We start from the raw sequence: 18,280 nt of genomic DNA on the forward strand, positions 1-18,280 counted from the left end.
GGCATCAGCACCTGCACATCCATGTGTGCGGGTGGTCGGTTAAACCTCTTCGATGATGGGCTCCTTATGAACGAGTTTTCTCCAAAATCGCAGGCTGCCGGCTCCCGCCAGAATGACGTTGATCTGGTCCGTTACCTTGACGTAGTCCTGGCGAACCGGTGGCTCGTTCTGGCAATCGCGAGCATGGTGCTTGCAATGGGCGTGGCCTACAGTCTTCTCGCACCGCCCGTTTACCAGTCCGATATTCTCCTGCAGGTAGAACAGGAGAGCCCCACCAATACCAAGAGTCTGCTTGGCGACGTATCAAGCCTTTTCGACGTCAAAACAGAAACCACCGCTCAGATCGAGGTACTGCGCTCGCGCATGGTGGTAGGAAATGCGGTCGACAATCTCAAACTCTACATAAGCGCGGAGCCGAAGCGCTTTCCACTGATCGGCAATTGGATTGCGCGTTGGAACAAAGGCCTGTCGCAGCCCGGCTTGCTCGGAGCTGGCGGCTATGCGTGGGGCAGCGAATCGATCAACGTAGGGACGTTCGATGTTCCAGAAGATCTCGAAGGCGACGACTTCAAGCTGACCTCGCTCGGCGGAGGCCGCTATGTTGTCGAACAGAAGCAGCTTGACGCGCCGATCTACGGACGTGTCGGCGAGACGATCGTTTCCAACGAGAGCACGGGAAAGATAACGCTGCGCGTGCAGGCACTCAATGCGAATCCCGGCACGGAATTGCTGCTGGTGAGGAACTCGCGACTGAAGACGCTGGAGAACCTGCAAGACAAGCTGTTCATCGTTGAAAAAGGCAAGCAGAGCGGCATTATTGGCGCGTCGCTGACAGGCACCGACCGGCAGCTGACCGCGAAGATCCTGAACAACATCGGCGACGAGTACGTCGCGGCAAACATCGCGCGCAAGGCAGCGGAGGCCGAAAAATCGCTCGCATTTCTCAGCGACTTACTCCCCCAACTGAAAAGCGAACTTGAAGATTCCGAGCGCAGCTACAACGCGTTGCGAATGAAGCGCGGCACATTCGACATCAGCGAGGAAGGCAAGACCTATCTGCGCGAAAGCATCGAGTTACAGGCTAGTGCACTGGCGCTGAAGCAGAAACGCTCCGAACTCACCGCACTTTTCACGAGTGAGCACCCGTCGGTTCGTGCCGTCGATCAACAGCTTGCGGCCTTGAGCGCCAAAGAGGCCGCTGTTTCGCAGCGAATGACGTCACTGCCGGAACTGGAACAGGAGTCGTTGCGCCTGATGCGCGATGTGCGCGTCAATAACGATCTCTACGTCGGCATGCTCAACAACATGCAGCAGTTGAAACTCGTGCGGGCAGGCAAAGTCGGCACCGTGCGACTACTCGACCGATCCGTCGTACCGAAGGAGCCGATCAAGCCTAATAAGCCGCTGCTGATCGCAGGTTCCGCAGCACTCGGCCTCGTCCTGGGAATAGTGGTGACCTTCATGCGCCACATACTGCGCGGCGGCGTGACAAATCCTCAGGACATCGAGCAGGAAACTGGTTTGACTGTCTATGCGACCGTGCCGGTTTCGCGCACGCAAGCAGCGCTCGAGCATGAATCGCCAAAACGGAACGAGGGGTTGCTGTTGCTCGCCACGCATTCTCCGGGAGATCCATCTGTCGAGAGTCTACGCAGTCTGCGCATTGTGCTGCAGCTTTCAATGCTGGAAGCGGGAAACAATCGCGTGCTGCTCACCGGTCCGAGCGAACAGATCGGCAAATCATTTCTGTCCGCCAACCTGGCAGCCGTGATGACCGGATCGGGCAAGCGTGTGCTGCTAATCGACGCTGATTTGCGCAGGGGTCATCTGAACGAGTATTTCAGCAAGGAATCGCAACCAGGGCTCGCGGACGTTCTGACGCAGAGTGCCACGTTAGACGACGCCCTGCAGCGTAACGTAGCGCCCGGACTCGACTTCCTCCCCAACGGTACTACACCGTCCGACCCCGCGGAGCTTCTGATGGGCGATGCAATGTCCCGCCTCCTGGAGTCGGTAGGCGACAGATACGACATGGTGTTGATCGATACTCCGCCTGTCCTCGCGGTATCCGATGCCGCCGTATTGGCGCACCGCTGCGGCACTGTGTTCCTCGCAACGCGCTTTGGCACGACGTCGGTCGAAGAAGTACGCGAGTCCGTCAAGCAACTCAGGCATGCGAACGTGGAAGTCAAAGGCGTGATCTTCAACGCCTTCCATCCCGCCGCCTATCGCTACAGCTTGGGTTCGCATGCAGGCCGTAACCGATATCTGTCGTATCAGTACGCGACCGCCTCGGGCGACTCCAAATCCGGCAGTTGACCCGTGCGTGAGCGCATGCCGCGGAAAGCCTGTGTGGCCGATGCGGCATAACCGGTACGGCTCTGTCAAACCGAACTCCGAATAGAAGATGATCGTTAATGTAAAGCATTCGGTCGTTAGCATCGCGGGCGTTGTGCTCAGTCAGGCCGCGAACTTCATTGCGGTCATACTGATTGGCAAGTTCTGCGGGCCGAGCGAGCTCGGTTACTTCAGCCAGTTGAATGCGATTGGCCTTTTCGCCGGTTCGGTTCTGGGCTTGCGGCTCGAAGTGGCCTGTATGGCCGCGGATAAAACGCTTGCCGTTCGCGCGCTGGTGAGTTCGAGTTGCGTCGCCATGGCGATCGCACTGCTGCTCGCCGCCGTCGCGGTGGTCAGTGGCGAGCAGAAGTATTTGACCGTAGTGGTGCTGGCGAGCGGTGTATTCCTCCAGCAGGCACTGTCGTCTGCACTGGCAAGCGAGCGCAAGTACGTGAGCATCGCCGTGCAACGCGCATTTCCGAATGTCGCATTTGCGGCGGCATTCGTTGCGCTGATGATGGTGGCCAGACACCCGTGGAGCGGGCCGGATATTTTCGCGGTGTACAGCTTCGTGTTTTTTGCTTCAGCCGCCGTTCCGCTGGCTGGCTATCTTTTCACCTCCCGGTCGATGCTTTCGCCAGAGTGCCTGAAGTTCTCCCGGCTGCAACTCGATTACGCCAAATTCTCGCTGCCGACAACGTCGCTCAATTCGGTCGTGATCTATTCAATCGCGATCCTCATGCCACTCGCTTTCGCGCCCCACGACGCGGGCGTGTTTGCTCTTGCCTATCGCGTCGGCTATTTTCCTGCGTCTCTCCTGTCGCAGAGCCTCGGCGCGGTGTTCCGACGGGATCTCATCGATCTGGTGGAAAGAGGAACGGACGTGCGCGGCGCAAGGAATCCGGCAACATCGTTCTCTCTGGTTCTAATGCCACTGAGCGTGGTGCTCATTGCGGCTGGCTACCTCGGTCTCGCGCTCATCATCAACTTCAAGATGGGAGACCTCTGGCAGCAGTCGATGCACGTTTACATGCTGTTTTCGCCGTACTTCCTGACGATGGCCGTGTTCGGTTCGCTTGCGCAGGTATTTATCGTCTTCAAGCAGCAGAAGTTCGATCTGGTGATTCAACTGATGAGCGCTGTCAGCATATTTATCATTTTCGCCTTCACGAGCGTCTTCAAGCTGAACTTTATGTCGGTTGTTCTGCTTCTCAGCCTATCGGGAACGCTTGTGGCATGCGTCGGCATCTACTATTCGGTGAACGTGGCGAAAGGCGGCATGAGCATCAAGCCGCGGGATTCGGTTGCAATCTAAGGGGGTGAACGTGCGTATTGTCAAAGTACCCGGGCTGATCGGGCGAAGCGCGAGTCCCGGTGTGTCGGCGACGATCTGGCTGCTTCTACTCGCCCTTCTTTGCTTCGTTTCCATCGCCCATGAAACGGTGCTGCCGGCCAAGTTCCTGCTCGACGAGCAAGTTATCCTCGAACGAATGCTGACGGTTAGCCGCTTCGAGGCCTTTGGCGACTCCTTCGACAACCTTGCGTGGACCTTCCGGTCCCTCGGCATTAGCACGCCGGGAATATCGTTGATCGGATTTTTCGCTTCAACAGTCGGACTCGCGCTTGCGATCTGGCGCTCAGGAGTGACGTCGCTAACGTACATGGAATTCCTGCTGGCCTGCTTCTGGCTCTTTGCGCAGACGGTCTACATTGGTATGCCTTCGAAGGAGATCGTTATATCGCTAGCGGTTCTCTTCATCCTGCAGTGCAAGGACTCGCGGTTCATCGTTGTCGTATTCACAGTCTGCGTCGCGCTCATTGCGATCTTCTTTCGCACCTACTGGGCCATCACGTTAGCGCCAGCGCTGTTTCTGTACTTCGGGCCCGCTGTTCTGCGCAGGCCGCCTTTTCTAGCATTGCTGGCTGTCATTCTGTTCGCGTGCGTAGCCGCGAACTTTCGTATGCAATATGGCGAAACGCTGGACTTCGCACGGCAGATGGTCAACGAGTCGAGAGATCCGAGCGAGGTCGGCTCGCTTATCGTGCAGATCATTCCCGGCGGCAATATGGTCTCGGACGTGACCAATGCCATGCTTATTCTGGGCACCTTTCTGCTGCCTTTGCCGCTGGTTCTCTCGGGGGTGGCGACACAGACCATCGGTGGAATATGCACGTTCTTTACTCTCGCCTCGATGTTCTCGCGGTATCAGAAAAGAGGTGCGGTCGCAGCGCCTGCTCGCTTTGAGAAGCTGTGCTTCTGCTTCATCGTCAGCTTTCTTGCAACTCAGGCGATCTTCGAACCCGACTATGGGTCGTTTCTCCGTCACCTGTCGCCGATTTCGCCGCTCTTAATGTATCTGCTGCTTTCATCGCGATTGGAGCGCGAGCCGGACGCGCCTCATGTCGCCGCGACCCGGGGCGTCCGCTTCCATTTCGGCCAGCCAGAGCGCAGATGGCTCAGGTCCCACGATGGTCAATGAACGCGCAGCGCGGCGTTCAGGCAGCGGTCGATTCCCGATGACGCAATGACGTTATTCCACCGAAGATGTTCGAGACTGGAAGGGTCGTTGGCCGGCACCGTCTCATCCGACAGCTGACCTATTCCTGCAAAGATGTCGGGCCCCGTTACCTTGCAGAGAATCCCGAATGCGGCCGCCGCAGTGAGGTTTGACGGTGAGTCGTTACAAATGATCCTTTTGCCCAACGCGGCATATTCGAGCAGCTTCGTCGGAGTCTGGACGTTATAGGGGCGTGAGTACGGAATCGTCGATATGGCGTACTCGCAGTTCTTTACTACATCGAGAGCATCCCGTTGCGGTAGTTTTCCAGTGAATATCAGGCCAGGCGCTCCTTGATAAGCGTCGGCAATCTCCTTTTCCACGGCACCGACAAGTACCAGGGTTTCGGAACCGCGCCGCGCGGACGCGAAACCTGCAAGAAAATCATCGACGCCCCTCTCACGGGTGATCTCGCCCATATAGCAAAACGTTCCCGTCGGCAGCGCCCCGTTACGCGAGCCCTTGCAGGAGAAGATCCAGTCGGGCACGCCCATGGGCAACAGAATGGTTTCGACGCTGTCGTCGAAGTCCATTAGCTTCTGCATTGACTCGTTCTGGAAGATTCTCAGATTTGGACGCGGCTGAAGCAACTTTTTCGCCGCGTCTTTCAGTGTGATATAGCTGCCCACCGACAACGAGCGGTAGTCGTGAATCACGTAGCGGGAGGGCAGTCTCTTTGGGTAGAAGCCCATGATGCACCAGAGCACATAGTTGTGCGGATCCGCAATTTTCCGGTAGTCAGCCATCGTGCCTGAGTTGACGAAATAGCCGTTCTTTTCGAAATACTCCGTGTACGCGGCCACCTCTGGATAGTTCGCCTTGCCCGTATGCAAAATAAACAGTTTCACTTTTTCCTACCTCCGTTGCTCACACTCGGCACCCACGTGGTCGACGAACTCTTTGCTTGCGAAGGCGTTGCGTCCTACTGGCTAAAGTTTATTTTTTGCGAGATATAGCTATTGATGTTCGATTTCTCGATAACGTTGTCCCACGCGAGCTGCGTGAAATTCGCCCTTTGATTTGGCTTCGCCGTCTCGATGGTGGCGGCGGTCATACCGGTGAAAATGGAGGAGCTGGTGATGATGCTGTTGATGTGCAAATCCTCGCAGCACGCGACGTTCGACGGAGAGTCATTGCACAGAATTTTCTTTCCAAGCGCAGCGTATTCGAGAAGTTTGGTCGGCGTCTGGTAGCAATGCGGACGGTGGTACGGGAAATACGACACCGCAATCGACGACCTTGCAACCAGGCCAAGTGCCTCGCGCTGTGGCAACGCGCCAGCGAACACCAATCCACGCTTACCGGCGTACCGCTCGTAAAGACGTGGCTCTGGCTTGCCGACGAGCAGCAGCGAAGCATCCACCTCGCGGAAGTTCTCAAGAAATGCCTCAATGACGAGATGAAAGCCCCGCTCGAAGCTCATGTCGCCGATATAGCAAAAGTCGGCGATATCCTCGGCATCAGGCGGTTGTTGCGGCACCTCGAAGATCCATTTCGGAACACCCATTGGGAGGATCACCGAGGGCACGTCGTCATTGAACTTCATGATGTTTTGCTGGCGCGTATTCTGGAAGATCCGCAAGTTGGGCCGCGCGTTCAGATATCGCTTTGCGATGTCTTTCAGGCCAGCAGAGCCGCCCACTGAGAGCGACCTGTAGTCGTGAATGACGAAATCGGACGCCAGCTGCTTCGGATAGAATCCCATGATCGCCCACACGAGAAAATCTGCCTTATCCGCAAGCGCTTTGTAGTCACTTAGTGTGCCGGCGACCACATCGACACCGCGTGCGGCGTAGTAGTCCTGATATGCCACGAGTTCGGGGTAATTAGCCCGGCCGGGATGTAGCAAGAAGATTTTGTACACGGTTGGTCCCCGTAAATCGTTGGTGCGTTCAACTAGTCGTTCAGATCGTGCGCCGGAACTACAATGACTTGTCCGGGTTGGGCTGGATATCGCAAGGGACAATTGAATGGGTGTCCAGTACTTCCTTGACGTGTTTTTCTCCGCTGGACTCATAGGTGTTCAGCCATCTGTGAAAGATGGTGTCCATCGAGAACTTCGCCACCGCGAGCTCACGTGCGGCCGCACCCATCTGTTCCCTCAGCTTCCGGTCGCCACGGAGCTGCTTCAGGTAACCCGGCATCTCCTCATCCGACCCAACGAACCCCGTGACGCCGTGAACCACCACGTCGCGGTTGCCGACCACGTCGGTCACGACCGCTGGAATGCCAGCTACCTGCGCTTCGATCAGCGCTACAGGCATGCCTTCCCAGCGTGAAGTCTGCACGTAGACGTCGAGCTCAGACATCAACGAAAGCGCGCGCGAACGCGTTAGCCAGCCGCTGCACGTGAGCGCCGACGCCTGACTCGCGTCGGGCAGTTCTTCGCTATTGCCGCCAATCCAGACAAACCTGGTGGTTGCGTCGTGCAACGTGTTCGCGAGAGAGATAAAGAGTTCGTGGTGTTTCTGAAACGACGCACGGCCATTCATTCCGACGACGACATTTTCGTCCTCGCGATTCTTGCGCAGCGGAATACTGCTGATGTCCACACCGTTCTCTATCAGCGTTGCGTCCTTCACTCGAACCTTCTCTTCAATTTCGCGCAACTCTCCGGGTGAACACGCAACGACAGTCCCTCCCATCATGTCGGCCATGCGCTCGAACATCAGATACGCGAGCTGCTTCGCGCGAGAGACATCGCGACGTAAGAATGCCAGGCCGTGCGGCGAGTACAGAACCTTCGCGTTTTGCGTCGCAATTCTGGCGGCCGCTCGCCCCAACACGCCGGCCTTCGACGAGTGCAGGTGGATCACTGTCGGATCGCAGCGCCGCATATGTCTGGCGAGTTCCCACACGCTCGTCCAGTCCTTGCGGACATGGACGTCCCTGCACATGGACACGTGCACGAGGTCGACCTTGGGGTGGAACAGTTCGATGAAGTTCTTGGGAGTTTCCGGCCGCGTCGAATAAAGGACCGTGACATGCGCGCCGATTGCCGCTGCGCGGTTGCAAAGCTCCGTGAGCATCGACAGAACGCCTCCTCCGAATGCCTCGGTAACGTGAACGATTCTCATGGGGCTCCCGCGCCAATTAACGATTTGCCAAGTTATCCACCGTGCTCGCCGCCCAGGTACGCGCCAAATTTATCCAATGACCTGGGAGCCTGCGTTCGTTTTAAAACGCAAAATGCGAAAATTAATCTGCATAACTTATAAATCATGCGAAGTGTCGTGAAATCGCCGATTCCACGACGCCGCGTTTATTTCATGCCGACGCCAAACTGCGTTGGAGCCGCAAAACGCGAAGCAAAGCAAGGGATTGGTACCACTTAACGCGAACACGCAAATTCAGGCTCGCGAATTAGCGCGAGACTTTCAACTCTCTCGGATTCGTGCTTGTCGACCAACAAGCAACCAGGGATGGCTTACTGTTATTGCAAGCAGCGTATTGCGCAAAACGGGATGGAGCACAGCGGGCAAGCAGGTTTGCCTGAATCTTTCGAGTAGCAAACAGTAGAATGCGGAAACCTTGCGTGACGATAAGAGCCTAAAATGTCCCGCTCCGTGCGGAAGGACACATCGCGCGGTAAGTATTGCAAACAACAGTAACAAGTACCGTCAAATAATATTATTACCTTAAGGCGACGTTTCGTTTTATGCTTGGTCCGCGCCTTGCTGGAGAGTACGGTGCCATGGCAATGGGGCGCACGCTCAGCTGACCCCGAGGCCGTTGGATTGATCTAGACAACGGCAGGCCACGGCTAGAACGGCAACGTATGCTTAGGCGAAAAGACAGGCAGACCACGCTGCTGGATGGCCGCCTCGCTCTAACCGTTTCGAGGCAAGCGGGAATAGCTAGCCGCACTGAATGGTTTGCTCATCTCAACGTCAGGAGGCGACTTACTTATAACAAGGCGCCGCAACCAGGCCGGAAGGTTCGACGCGAAGGTGACGCGTTGACGGCTTGCTTGCCATTTTTTTGAGTTCGCCTGGCTTAATCTCTGTGGAGTACGGCATTGACGACGATTCCGATGACCCTGAAGATCAAGCGCGCGTTCTCCGTCGCACGGGTGCTATGCATCTTTCTTGTACTCAGCGTGTCCATGCAAGCATTCCAGACAATAGAACGTTTGGCCGGCCGGCGAAGAGCGCGCCGACCCAACAAATAGGCTCAGCATCGCAACACCCATGCTGGCGCTGATGTGCTTGCCGGCCCGACGTCGGTAGAAATAGACGAGCGTTACATTCAGTACTTTTCGCAGATCGCTGTGATCCCAACAAATGCAGATCGACGCGCCACCATGTTCAATGGCGCGCGTCGAAATTGACTCAGTGCATTTATTAAGGCGCGATTACTGGCCGGTATAACCGAGCGGGACCGTCGAATTGTTTTTCGCCACCGTCGCGTTATTCGACACGATGTACTGCGGCATTTCGGTGAGCGTCAGCGTCACTGAACCGTTGCTATAAGGAAGCGTGCTGACATTGCCGTACCCATCGATCTTCGTCACATTGCCCGACGTGCCCGCATTGTCGACCTGCAACGTATAACTGCTCGAGTAGGTCTGGCTGTACACGCCGTTGCTTGCCGGCCATTGCGCGTTGCTATGCGCCCATGCGGCGGTCACCACTTTGCCGTTGCCGAGTTGCTGGAACGCGTACACAAATGCGCCCGACGGCGTGCCCTTTACGCGACCGAGCGTATTAGTGCCGTCGAGTACGCGGGTCATCGTGGCGAATGCCATTGCCTCCGGTTTTGGCGACAGATTAGTCGCGCCAAATGCACCTTGCGCGTTGTTCAGATCGAAGAACGAGCCGTAGCCCACTTCGCCCGGATAGTCGGGGCCGTAGAACAGTGTGGTGACCTGCGCGCCGCCGCCGAGCACGATGATGTGTGCGCGCACGCCGACTGCCGCGTGAGCGAACAACTGGTTCTGCGACGGCACCGTCGGACCATAACTGAGGCCCGGATCGTAGCTGGTACCCGCTTCGGTGAAAAAGAGCTTCATGTTCGGCTTGCCCGCTTGCATCACCGAACGCAATTGCGTCATCTGGTTGTCGAGCGCGTTGGCCTGGTTCGCCGGGTCCGGGTCGGAGTCCTGCAATTCCGGCGGATGTGCCGGATAAGTGCCGGCGTTCCAGTAACCATGCGTCGACACGGCGTCGATGTAATTCCACAGACCCAGCGCACCGAATTTCTTCAAATATCCGGTCGTGCAGGTGTCGCAATTCGCGGCGAATGGATTACCCGTACCCATCACGATCGCGTTCGGATCTGTCGAGTGAATACCTTCGTATGCGGCCTTGTACATGGCAACGAAATTCGCGTCGCTGTCTGCCCAGCCGAGGCTCGGTTCCCACGTTACCTGATAGTAGTTCTTCTGCTGGTTCGGATAGTTTGCGGCGCGAATTGCGCTCGTATCGGTGCCGACTCTTGCCATGAAGTTCTGGAATTCCGGCATGTTCGACGGCGCGTAATAGCTGTCGTTGAACTGCCCCGTCTTCGAGTCCCACGCAGGCAAACCGTCGAGACGCACAATGCGCATCTGATCGGGATTGGCCTTATAGAACGGATCCAGGTCGTTCACGCTCGGCGTGTAGGTGTTTGGACCGTTGGGTTCCATCGCCGACACTTGCCGATCGTCGATCGTCCACGAGATGCCGAGCGCATGCAGTGCCGCGATATTTCCGTTGAAGCCCTGCATACCGAAGCGGTGCTGATCCTGATGCGCATAGGCGACCGTTCCGATCGCGGAACTCAGATCGGGCAGAACACCGAACGTTGCGATGCCCACCGGTCGCGTTCCGCTCCTGGGCAGCGTGCCGTCGCCGGAGCGCAACGTAGCAGTCAGCGCGCCGTAGCCGGCCCACGTCGACTTGCATGACAGCGTGTTGGTCTGCACGCCCGAACTCACGGCGAAACTGCCCTGCGTCTTGATTGCGCCATTCGAGTCCGCCACTGACCAGACGACGGTGTCGGCGTTCGGTGCGTTCGTCGTAATGGCGATCTTGAACGCGGCATTGTTCGGAAACACGCGCAGACCGTCGGTGGTCGGCGTGTCGGCGCTGATCACGCCGTTAGCAGTTCCGCCCGCCGTTTGCGTCGGGTTGCCGCATGAGATGGCGGCGCTCGTAGTCGTCGCTGCAGACGAAGACGGCGTAGTGCTTGGTGTCGGTGTCGGCGCGGGAGTGGGTGTCGGTGTTGGCGCGGGAGTGGGCGTTGGTGCAGGTGCAGGTGCAGGTGCAGGCGCAGGTGCAGGCGCAGGTGCAGGTGCAGGCGCAGGTGCAGGTGCAGGTGCAGGCGCAGGTGACGGCGTCGCTGCCGCGGCTCTCATCCAGCACGCCTTGTTGTATCCGAACGCGGGATCGGCCTGCGAAACGGAGCCGACATAACACCCGACGCCGTTACTGAACGTACGGGGACTCGTCAGCATTGTCGACGGTGAATCGGGCGGGACCGCGCCGAACACTACCGAAGCCGTGCCGAGAAACGAGCACTTGCCGTTCTCTTGTGCGCACAGCTTGAATTGTTGACCCGCAACCGTAATCGTACTTGGCTGCGCTTGCGCGCTTTGAGCACCCAGGGATGTCAGCGCCGTCGTCGCCGCGATTCCTACCAACCTCGAATATCTAACCATGTCCCTGTCTTTGTGAAGAGAAGTTATCCCCGAAAAAGTAGGCAGGATCGGCAGCGCCGTCACGCCTTTGTCTTATTGGATGTGAGAGAAAAGCTGTCCCCCGGACGCAATGTGGTCCGTCTTGCAGCATCAAACGCGGGACGATCGAAGGCCGGCGCGGCTGTGCCTATGCGCGCGGTGCGAAACAAAAATCACGGCTGTGCGAACGCCGCCGTTCCTAACATTCAATGATTAGGATGCCTAACCTACCACTTCAGCCAGATGGCTTTTCATCAACGATCAATCTGTTCGTTGGTGTAACGTGCGCCACATGAATCACAGACTGGCCGCAGAAACGAAGCAAGCGACAAACGCCTTGAAAATCTGCGCCATTAGCGCGGCCCTGCGGCGAATGCTCGGCGCAAAGGCCAATAAGGAAAAATTACTCAGAGCCGATGTCTGTTGAGAACGCTGCGGCATTAGTTACTGAGCGTCTCGGCGGGAGAATTATAAACGTTTCAAAACTGCAACCAAGGGGGGCTCGCTTCAATAAGTAGCAATTGAAACCGTACTTGCCGTGAAGAGCCTGTGCATTTCGCAATCAGCCTCTGTACGAAAAGCTCGCCTCCGCATTGCGCGGAAAACGTAAAAGCTCTATTCGTCGGCGGATAAGGCCATAACTGTTGCGTGTAGAATTATTTGATCGGCGTTTTCAGCCGCATCGCCAGAAGCAACTTAGCAATTTTCGAAGAATGCGTCACACAGGTACGCGTATTGCGTAGTGTTTAACCCAGGCGAAAGACCATTGGCGACTGTCCTGATTCGACTGCACCATGGCGTTTTCGTGTGTTACGCAACGCACTGATATTACGCACCAGAGTGGTACGCTGAAGAAAGCAGCCTTCGCGGGCAGTGAGCCGCCGCATTGCGGCGACAATCGAGCGACTAGAACGCACCGCGAAGCGCAATTGCCGGCTAACGGCTCAACATCGCTGCGGGAGCCACTGCGATGGGATACAAAACCTATACCTTGATGGCCTTACTGGCGGTTAGCAACGCAGCCCAAGCGTGGCAGCCGCTCATCTACCCCATTCGAAGTCAAACCGCGTATCAGCGCAGCGTCGACAGTGCGTTGTGCTACGCGTCTGCGAATAAGGAAACCAAAGTCAACACCGTGCGCGAGGCGCAAATGCCGCCGCCAAAGCCAACGGCAACCAAGACGTCTTCTACTGGCGCACCATCGCGTCCGCCGCTACCGCCGAGCACGTTCTCAGCCGCGCCTGCTGGTCCCGCGTTGCCTGATGGCACAGCGCCGGCCGCGCCCAACGCCGCTTCGGCGCCGAAACCCGGTGCCGCCACAGCGAGCAATGGCGCGCCTGCGACTCGTGCGACACCCGCCAGTGGAGTTCCAGCGGCACCCAAAACCGCGGATGCGGGGCACGCTGCATCTGCCGCATTGCCGCCTTCCGCGGCAATCGTGCAGCAGCCCGCCTCTGAGCCAGCGACCACGGCAAGCGCTGCGGGCGCGTCGCAACCGGGCACCGCCGCCCTGCCGCCACTACCTGCGCCCGAGCCACCCATGACCCGCTACTGGGCCGCCTACGGCGCATGCATGCAGGCACGAGGCTATGTCGTTGCGCAGTGAGCCTTCGCCGCAAGCATGCTTGCGGCGTCCACTACGCCGGCTACGGGGAGCGCGCCGCACGCCTTCGGCAACATCGCGGATATAACGACATGAATAGAGACCAAAACCATTATTCGGAATGCGAACAATGTGGCGCGCCGCTCGTGAGCCGCGACGCTCCCTGCCCCTCATGTCATGCGCGCAGCGTCCCTGCGTACGGCGCGATGGTGCCCACGCTGACCGTGCGACTCACCGACGCGCGGCCACCGAAAGCACGGCGCCTACCGGCGCGAAGAGTCTGGAGCCCGACACGTGCGCTCGCCAATCCATATGCTGTGGTGGAAGATGCAGCCATCGTGCAGAGCACCTATCAACGGATGCGCGAGCCGCTGGCTCTGGCCGCCTCCGCTCTGATCGTGGCTTCGGCGGTCTACGTCGGCTTCATACACAATCAGGACAGCGATGCAGACGGCGACCCCATAACGGTGTCGGGTGCGATCAGCAGACCGAAGAGCGCGCCGCCGGTCCTGGCGGTGCAGCGTCCTGAGACTGCTGCGCCTGCGCGCGCGACAGCGGTCACTGCCGCTCCGCGCGTCGACACGGCGCCGAGGTTGCCAGCGGCATCGACCGCGGAGTCAGCCGCGTTCGCGTCGTTGCCCGCGCGCCGCACTGCGCCGGCCGCTTCGGCTGCCGGGACCACGTCCGCTGCGCCGGCCACCGCCGCTCTCACGACTGCATCCGCGCAAGCAAAACGCAATCCGGATGTCGCACCCCCGCTCACCCCAGAAGAAAAAGCGCGTGCCGACCTGGCGCGGCATCTGCGTGCCGCGCGTGCAAGCCTTCAGAACAATAATCTATCTGCGACGAAAGCGCGCGTCGCCGCGGCGATCGCGGTACAACCTCAAAGCCGCGACGCTCAGAACCTGCGCGCGGCCGTCAATACACGCGAACAGCAGCGCGACGCATTGTTGAGTCTTGCCCGAGGCTGCGGCCACATCGGCCGGTGGGATTGCGTGTCGCTCAATGCAGGCAGCGCACTCGGTATCGATTCGAGCAGCAAGGAAGCGCGGCATCTGATGACACTTGCGGCACAGGAGTCGGCGCTAGATAGTGCGCGGACCATCGAGCCGACAACCGAAACCGCGGCCGATACACGCGACATCAACTTGCACCATTAAAGCGCACCCGGCTCGAGGTTTAACGCGCCGACACTGCCGGGCACACTTGTCGCGCGATCGCGCGATATCGCTCGGCCGTGTCTCTCAGCGTGAGCCCCACAAGCGATCTTTGCACGCGCTTCTCGCTCAACGCCTTTACGATGGCGTCGGCGTAACCGCTCACGTTGTCGGTATCGACCAATTGAACGCCGGGGAAACCATTGGCGAATGCGAACGCCGGTATCCTGCTCGCGACGATCGGCACGCCCGAAGCCAACGCCTCCAGAAACGCGACGCTGTGCCCTTCCGAACGCGAAGGCATGACGAAAACGTTCGACTCGGAGAGCACGGTCGCCACATCGCTGCGCGGCCCGGCGACCACGACACGCTCTGCGATGCCCAGTTCCGTTGCGAGCGCAACGACCGCGCGCTGATAGTCGGGGTCCTCGACTACGCCGTACAGCACGAGCCGTGCGTCGTCGATCTGTTTGAGCACTTCCCCGAAAGCCCGCACCGTCAGCAGCTGATTTTTGACGGACGCGTATCGGCCGATCTGAACGATCTGCGGAACACTTGCAGCTCGCTGCGCACCGTCGGTAAATGCGAAGCGCGCAAGATCGACGCCGTTCGGCACCACCGTCATCGACGGATGCACGCCGATTGCCTGGATGTAGTCCGTGACGCCTTGCTGCGATACGCCGATCACGACGCTCGCGCGCCCCGACAGAAGATGTTCGATGCGCCGGAACAACGGGCGCTCGAAATCGTTGGTCGCGGAATGCATCACGTAGACGACAGGCACGCCCAGCGGCAACGCACGCGCGTAGAACGACGGAATAGTCGCATGCGCGAAGATCACGTCTGGGCGGAACCGCCGCACCGCGACGAACAGATTCCACAGTTTGCGTGCCGCGTGGTGCCGTTTCTGTGGAAACCAGCACTGCACACCGTGCGCCTGCAACTCGCTCGCCAGCGAAGCGAAGTCGTCATGAGCAGGCAGTAGCGACCCCACGCATACCGCCATGCCCCCGGCGCATTGATCGAGCGCGAGGTCTTTCGCGAGCACTTCAGCGCCGGACAAGCGCGGCGCCAGTACGAGATGGAAGACGCGCATCATGCAGTCCTTGCTCTCAAGGTTCTATAAAGCATCCACGCCGCGGCGCAGCCGAGGCCCAGTGTCATTGACCATGCGATACCAGTCACGCCCCACCAGCGGACCGCGAGCGGCGCGCTGATCAGCAGCACCACGACCTGAATCGCCGACGCATGCACAGTCGCTTTTGCATCGCCGATTGCCCGCAAATACGAAACGAGCACCGCAATCAAAGCGCCGATTGCCATGTTGATGACAAGTATTCTGAAGAGCGGCACCGCGGGCAGCCAGGCCGCGCCGAGAATCAGCGAGAACATTGGCTCCGCGATCAGCCGCAGCACCTCGACAAACGCGGCGAGCCCGATTGCGGCCGCCAGCAGATAAACCCTGATGAGGCGCGACGCCGCCTTGGGATCGCGGCGATGATGCGCGGCAAAAGTCGGAAACAGGTATTGCGACATCGCGATCGCCGCATCGGCCAGCAGCATCTGCGCGAGACGCGACGACATCTGATAGCCGCCGAGTTGCGCGGGTCCGAGCAGCTTGCCGACCACCACCTTGTCGAACTGGTTGAGCAGCAGGTTGATCACACTGCTCGCCCAGATCCATCGACTGAAGCCGACATACTGGCCAATGCCGGACCACACCGGGCGCACCGGCGGCCTGGGTGTCATGGTGGCCCACGTCAGCACGCTTTTGAGCGATTCGCCGGCGACGAGGCCGATCAGTACCGAAGCGGCGCCCGCGCCGAGATAAGCGAGCGCAAGGCCGACCGAGCAGTCAACAAAGGCCGCGGCCACCTCAACGCCCGCAATATGCTGAAAGCGCCGCTCGCGCTGGACCACGTAATAGGTCGGCGACGCGAGCCCGCGCAACAGCGGCAGCAACGCGGCAAGCTGGACCAGCACGAGCGATCCGTCGAGATGAAACTGACTGCTCAGTAACGGCGCGAGCGCCACCAGTAACAGCGAAATCAATAAACCACGCGCCGTTAGTGTGGTCCATACCGCGCCGAGCTGCGAGCGCGTCGGTGCGTGCTCGCCTTGAATGACTGCCTGCGCGAGTCCCGTGTCGGATAGCGCCTCGGCAATTGCGACCGCGAGCAAAGCCACGCTCACACTGCCGATCGCCGCCGGCCCGAGCATCCGGCCGATCGCAAGAAATTTGATGGCCACCAGTCCACGCACCGCGAACTGTTGCAATAACACCCATGTCGCCGCGCTCGCGCCGAAACTGCTGGCTATCGAGAGCGCGGGAAGCCTGATCGCCCGCAAGCTGGTTCTCCGTCTAATTGCAGCGCTTTGCAGCGGTTTAACCAGCGTGTCGTGACTCGCTGTGAACGCCGCGGCGCCTGATTGGAATTGGTCCCGCCAGCAAGCTGGCGACGGTTCATGTATCACCGTAAGCAGGACCATACCGCGAGACATTCGCCGTCAACCGCCATCAACCAGGCGGCTTCGGCCCAAGCCTTTGTCTGGTAGTACGTTTACCCACACAACGCGAGAGATAGGTGTTTTTCATGCGGTGGCGAGTGCTACCGTTATTCATCTGACGCCACGGCAGAGCCCGCGGCTCGGGCCATTTCCGCTCGCTGCGGAGAACCCGCTGACGCAATTCGTCCACCCATGCACGCCTATTTTCACTATGCCTACCGACGTGATCGAACCTGACTTTGTCCTGATCGTGGAGCCCAATCTCACCGGCCACCGGTGGCGGTATGCCGAGTGGACGATGCAAGCCTGCGCAGAGGCCGGCTATCCGTGCATTCTCGTCACTGAATGCGCCAACGAAGATCACCGGCTCGCCAAACAGATCACTGCAGCCAACCGCCCCGATCAGCAGATTGCCTTTGTCGATCCGGACGAAAGCCGCACTCACCGTTTGCGCGAGCGCAATCAGTACTGGCGCTTTCACAACTATTTCCAGCGTGCATATCGCATTCTCAGCCGCACTCAGTCGATCCGGCTGGTCGTCGTGCCCTATGCCGATTATTTCTTCAATGGACTGCCGTTTCTCGGCTCGCCGTTCGGCAAGACGCCATGGGTCGGCATTACGATGCGCTCGACGTTTCATCATCACAAGGTCGGCATCAAGGCGCCCGATCGTCCGCTCGTCAACGCCATCAAGGCACAGTTGTTCAAACGCGCGGTTCGCACGCCGGGACTGCGCACGTTACTGAGCATCGATCCCACTTTGCCGGAATGGGCGGCGCTCAATACGTCGAAAGACAGTGCAAAGGTCGAGTATGTGGCCGACCCTTTCCCGGATGAACGCGCGGAAGACCCTGCACTCGCGCGCGAGCGGCTCGGGCTCGATCCCGCGCAACGCTACCTGCTCGTGTACGGTGCGATTACCGAGCGCAAAGGTATCTACGAACTCGTTCATGCGATGACGCGTCTCGAGAGCGCCCCCACGCTGATCGTTGCAGGCGAACAGGATCCAGTCACGCGGCACTTCATGCGCAATCACGTTCGCAGTCTGACGCCCGCGCCGCTCGTGCTGGATTCGTTTATCTCCATCGACATGGAGCGCGATCTGTTCTCCGCTTGCGACGCGGTATGGCTCGGTTATAAAGGCCATTACGGCATGAGCGGCGTGCTCGTGCAGGCTTACCGCTTCGGCAAGCCGGTAATCGCAACAGAAGACGGGCTGATTGGCTGGTTTAGCAGGCGCTGCGAACTGGGACCGATACTGAGCGACCTGAGCTCCGCGTCGATCGGCAAGGCCATTGCCGAAACAATGACTTCGTGGCCGCACGAACATGCAACGGCATCGTCGCGCGACAATCTACTGTCGCGGAATACGCTCGGCGAATTCAAGCAAACCTTGCTGCAACAGATGGCGTGATTTAACCGCCATCCGCATGATGTGCGCCGCCGGTCACGCCGGCGC

13 protein-coding genes are annotated in these 18,280 nt (G+C 59.0%); 7 read left to right on the forward strand and 6 right to left on the reverse strand.

What is annotated here, in order from left to right:
* Positions 1–66 precede the first annotated feature (66 nt).
* The 3 genes from ACTJLB_RS31575 (at position 67) to ACTJLB_RS31585 (ending at position 4,817) form a co-directional block, all read left to right on the forward strand.
* On the forward strand, positions 67–2,319 hold the full coding sequence (locus ACTJLB_RS31575; protein WP_440785589.1) for a polysaccharide biosynthesis tyrosine autokinase: 2,253 nt from the start codon (positions 67–69) through the stop codon (positions 2,317–2,319).
* 88 nt (positions 2,320–2,407) lie between these two features.
* Positions 2,408–3,652, forward strand: coding sequence for a hypothetical protein (locus tag ACTJLB_RS31580; RefSeq protein ID WP_408192949.1), 1,245 nt, complete (start codon positions 2,408–2,410; stop codon positions 3,650–3,652).
* A gap of 61 nt (positions 3,653–3,713) precedes the next feature.
* Positions 3,714–4,817, forward strand: coding sequence for a hypothetical protein (locus ACTJLB_RS31585; protein ID WP_440785590.1), 1,104 nt, complete (start codon positions 3,714–3,716; stop codon positions 4,815–4,817).
* Here the strand turns inward: ACTJLB_RS31585 and ACTJLB_RS31590 are convergent.
* The 4 genes from ACTJLB_RS31590 to ACTJLB_RS31605 form a co-directional block, all read right to left on the reverse strand.
* A complete protein-coding gene (locus ACTJLB_RS31590; RefSeq protein ID WP_288824348.1) occupies positions 4,811–5,743 on the reverse strand; it encodes a glycosyltransferase in 933 nt (310 codons plus the stop codon). The genes ACTJLB_RS31585 and ACTJLB_RS31590 overlap by 7 nt on opposite strands.
* A gap of 74 nt (positions 5,744–5,817) precedes the next feature.
* A complete protein-coding gene (locus ACTJLB_RS31595) occupies positions 5,818–6,759 on the reverse strand; it encodes a glycosyltransferase (protein WP_088173034.1) in 942 nt (313 codons plus the stop codon).
* Positions 6,760–6,817: 58 nt separating this feature from the next.
* Complete coding sequence (locus tag ACTJLB_RS31600; protein ID WP_440785591.1) at positions 6,818–7,972, reverse strand: glycosyltransferase; 1,155 nt, start codon at positions 7,970–7,972, stop codon at positions 6,818–6,820.
* Positions 7,973–9,249: 1,277 nt separating this feature from the next.
* Positions 9,250–10,971, reverse strand: coding sequence for a hypothetical protein (locus tag ACTJLB_RS31605; protein WP_440785592.1), 1,722 nt, complete (start codon positions 10,969–10,971; stop codon positions 9,250–9,252).
* Positions 10,972–11,063: 92 nt separating this feature from the next.
* Here ACTJLB_RS31605 and ACTJLB_RS31610 point away from each other — a divergent pair, with 92 nt between their 5' ends.
* From ACTJLB_RS31610 to ACTJLB_RS31620, 3 genes are all read left to right on the forward strand, one after another.
* Positions 11,064–11,309: a hypothetical protein gene (locus tag ACTJLB_RS31610; RefSeq protein ID WP_440785593.1), complete on the forward strand. Its 246-nt coding sequence runs from the start codon at positions 11,064–11,066 to the stop codon at positions 11,307–11,309.
* Positions 11,310–12,523: 1,214 nt separating this feature from the next.
* Positions 12,524–13,159: a hypothetical protein gene (locus tag ACTJLB_RS31615; RefSeq protein ID WP_440785594.1), complete on the forward strand. Its 636-nt coding sequence runs from the start codon at positions 12,524–12,526 to the stop codon at positions 13,157–13,159.
* 89 nt (positions 13,160–13,248) lie between these two features.
* Complete coding sequence (locus ACTJLB_RS31620) at positions 13,249–14,316, forward strand: hypothetical protein (RefSeq protein WP_440785595.1); 1,068 nt, start codon at positions 13,249–13,251, stop codon at positions 14,314–14,316.
* A 19-nt stretch (positions 14,317–14,335) separates the two neighbouring features.
* Here ACTJLB_RS31620 and ACTJLB_RS31625 read toward each other — a convergent pair whose 3' ends face one another.
* On the reverse strand, positions 14,336–15,409 hold the full coding sequence (locus ACTJLB_RS31625; protein ID WP_410801370.1) for a glycosyltransferase family 4 protein: 1,074 nt from the start codon (positions 15,407–15,409) through the stop codon (positions 14,336–14,338).
* Positions 15,409–16,662 carry an oligosaccharide flippase family protein gene (locus ACTJLB_RS31630; protein ID WP_440785596.1) on the reverse strand — a complete coding sequence of 418 codons (1,254 nt, stop codon included), beginning with the start codon at positions 16,660–16,662 and terminating at the stop codon, positions 15,409–15,411. Before ACTJLB_RS31630 ends, ACTJLB_RS31625 begins: the two co-directional genes overlap by 1 nt.
* Before the next feature lie 370 nt (positions 16,663–17,032).
* Here ACTJLB_RS31630 and ACTJLB_RS31635 point away from each other — a divergent pair, with 370 nt between their 5' ends.
* Complete coding sequence (locus ACTJLB_RS31635) at positions 17,033–18,235, forward strand: glycosyltransferase (RefSeq protein ID WP_020069794.1); 1,203 nt, start codon at positions 17,033–17,035, stop codon at positions 18,233–18,235.
* Positions 18,236–18,280: the final 45 nt, after the last annotated feature.

Source organism: Paraburkholderia sp. 22098 (assembly GCF_052045935.1).
In the GTDB taxonomy this organism is placed as follows: Bacteria; Pseudomonadota; Gammaproteobacteria; order Burkholderiales; family Burkholderiaceae; genus Paraburkholderia; species Paraburkholderia caledonica.

Coding starts and splice junctions, on each gene's coding strand:
- ACTJLB_RS31600 (WP_440785591.1), bottom strand. CDS start 7,972: ATGAGAATCGTTCACGTTACCGAGGCATTCGGAGGAGGCGTTCTGTCG.
- ACTJLB_RS31635 (WP_020069794.1), top strand. CDS start 17,033: ATGCCTACCGACGTGATCGAACCTGACTTTGTCCTGATCGTGGAGCCC.
- ACTJLB_RS31575 (WP_440785589.1), top strand. CDS start 67: ATGAACGAGTTTTCTCCAAAATCGCAGGCTGCCGGCTCCCGCCAGAAT.
- ACTJLB_RS31625 (WP_410801370.1), bottom strand. CDS start 15,409: ATGCGCGTCTTCCATCTCGTACTGGCGCCGCGCTTGTCCGGCGCTGAA.
- ACTJLB_RS31620 (WP_440785595.1), top strand. CDS start 13,249: ATGAATAGAGACCAAAACCATTATTCGGAATGCGAACAATGTGGCGCG.
- ACTJLB_RS31615 (WP_440785594.1), top strand. CDS start 12,524: ATGGGATACAAAACCTATACCTTGATGGCCTTACTGGCGGTTAGCAAC.
- ACTJLB_RS31580 (WP_408192949.1), top strand. CDS start 2,408: ATGATCGTTAATGTAAAGCATTCGGTCGTTAGCATCGCGGGCGTTGTG.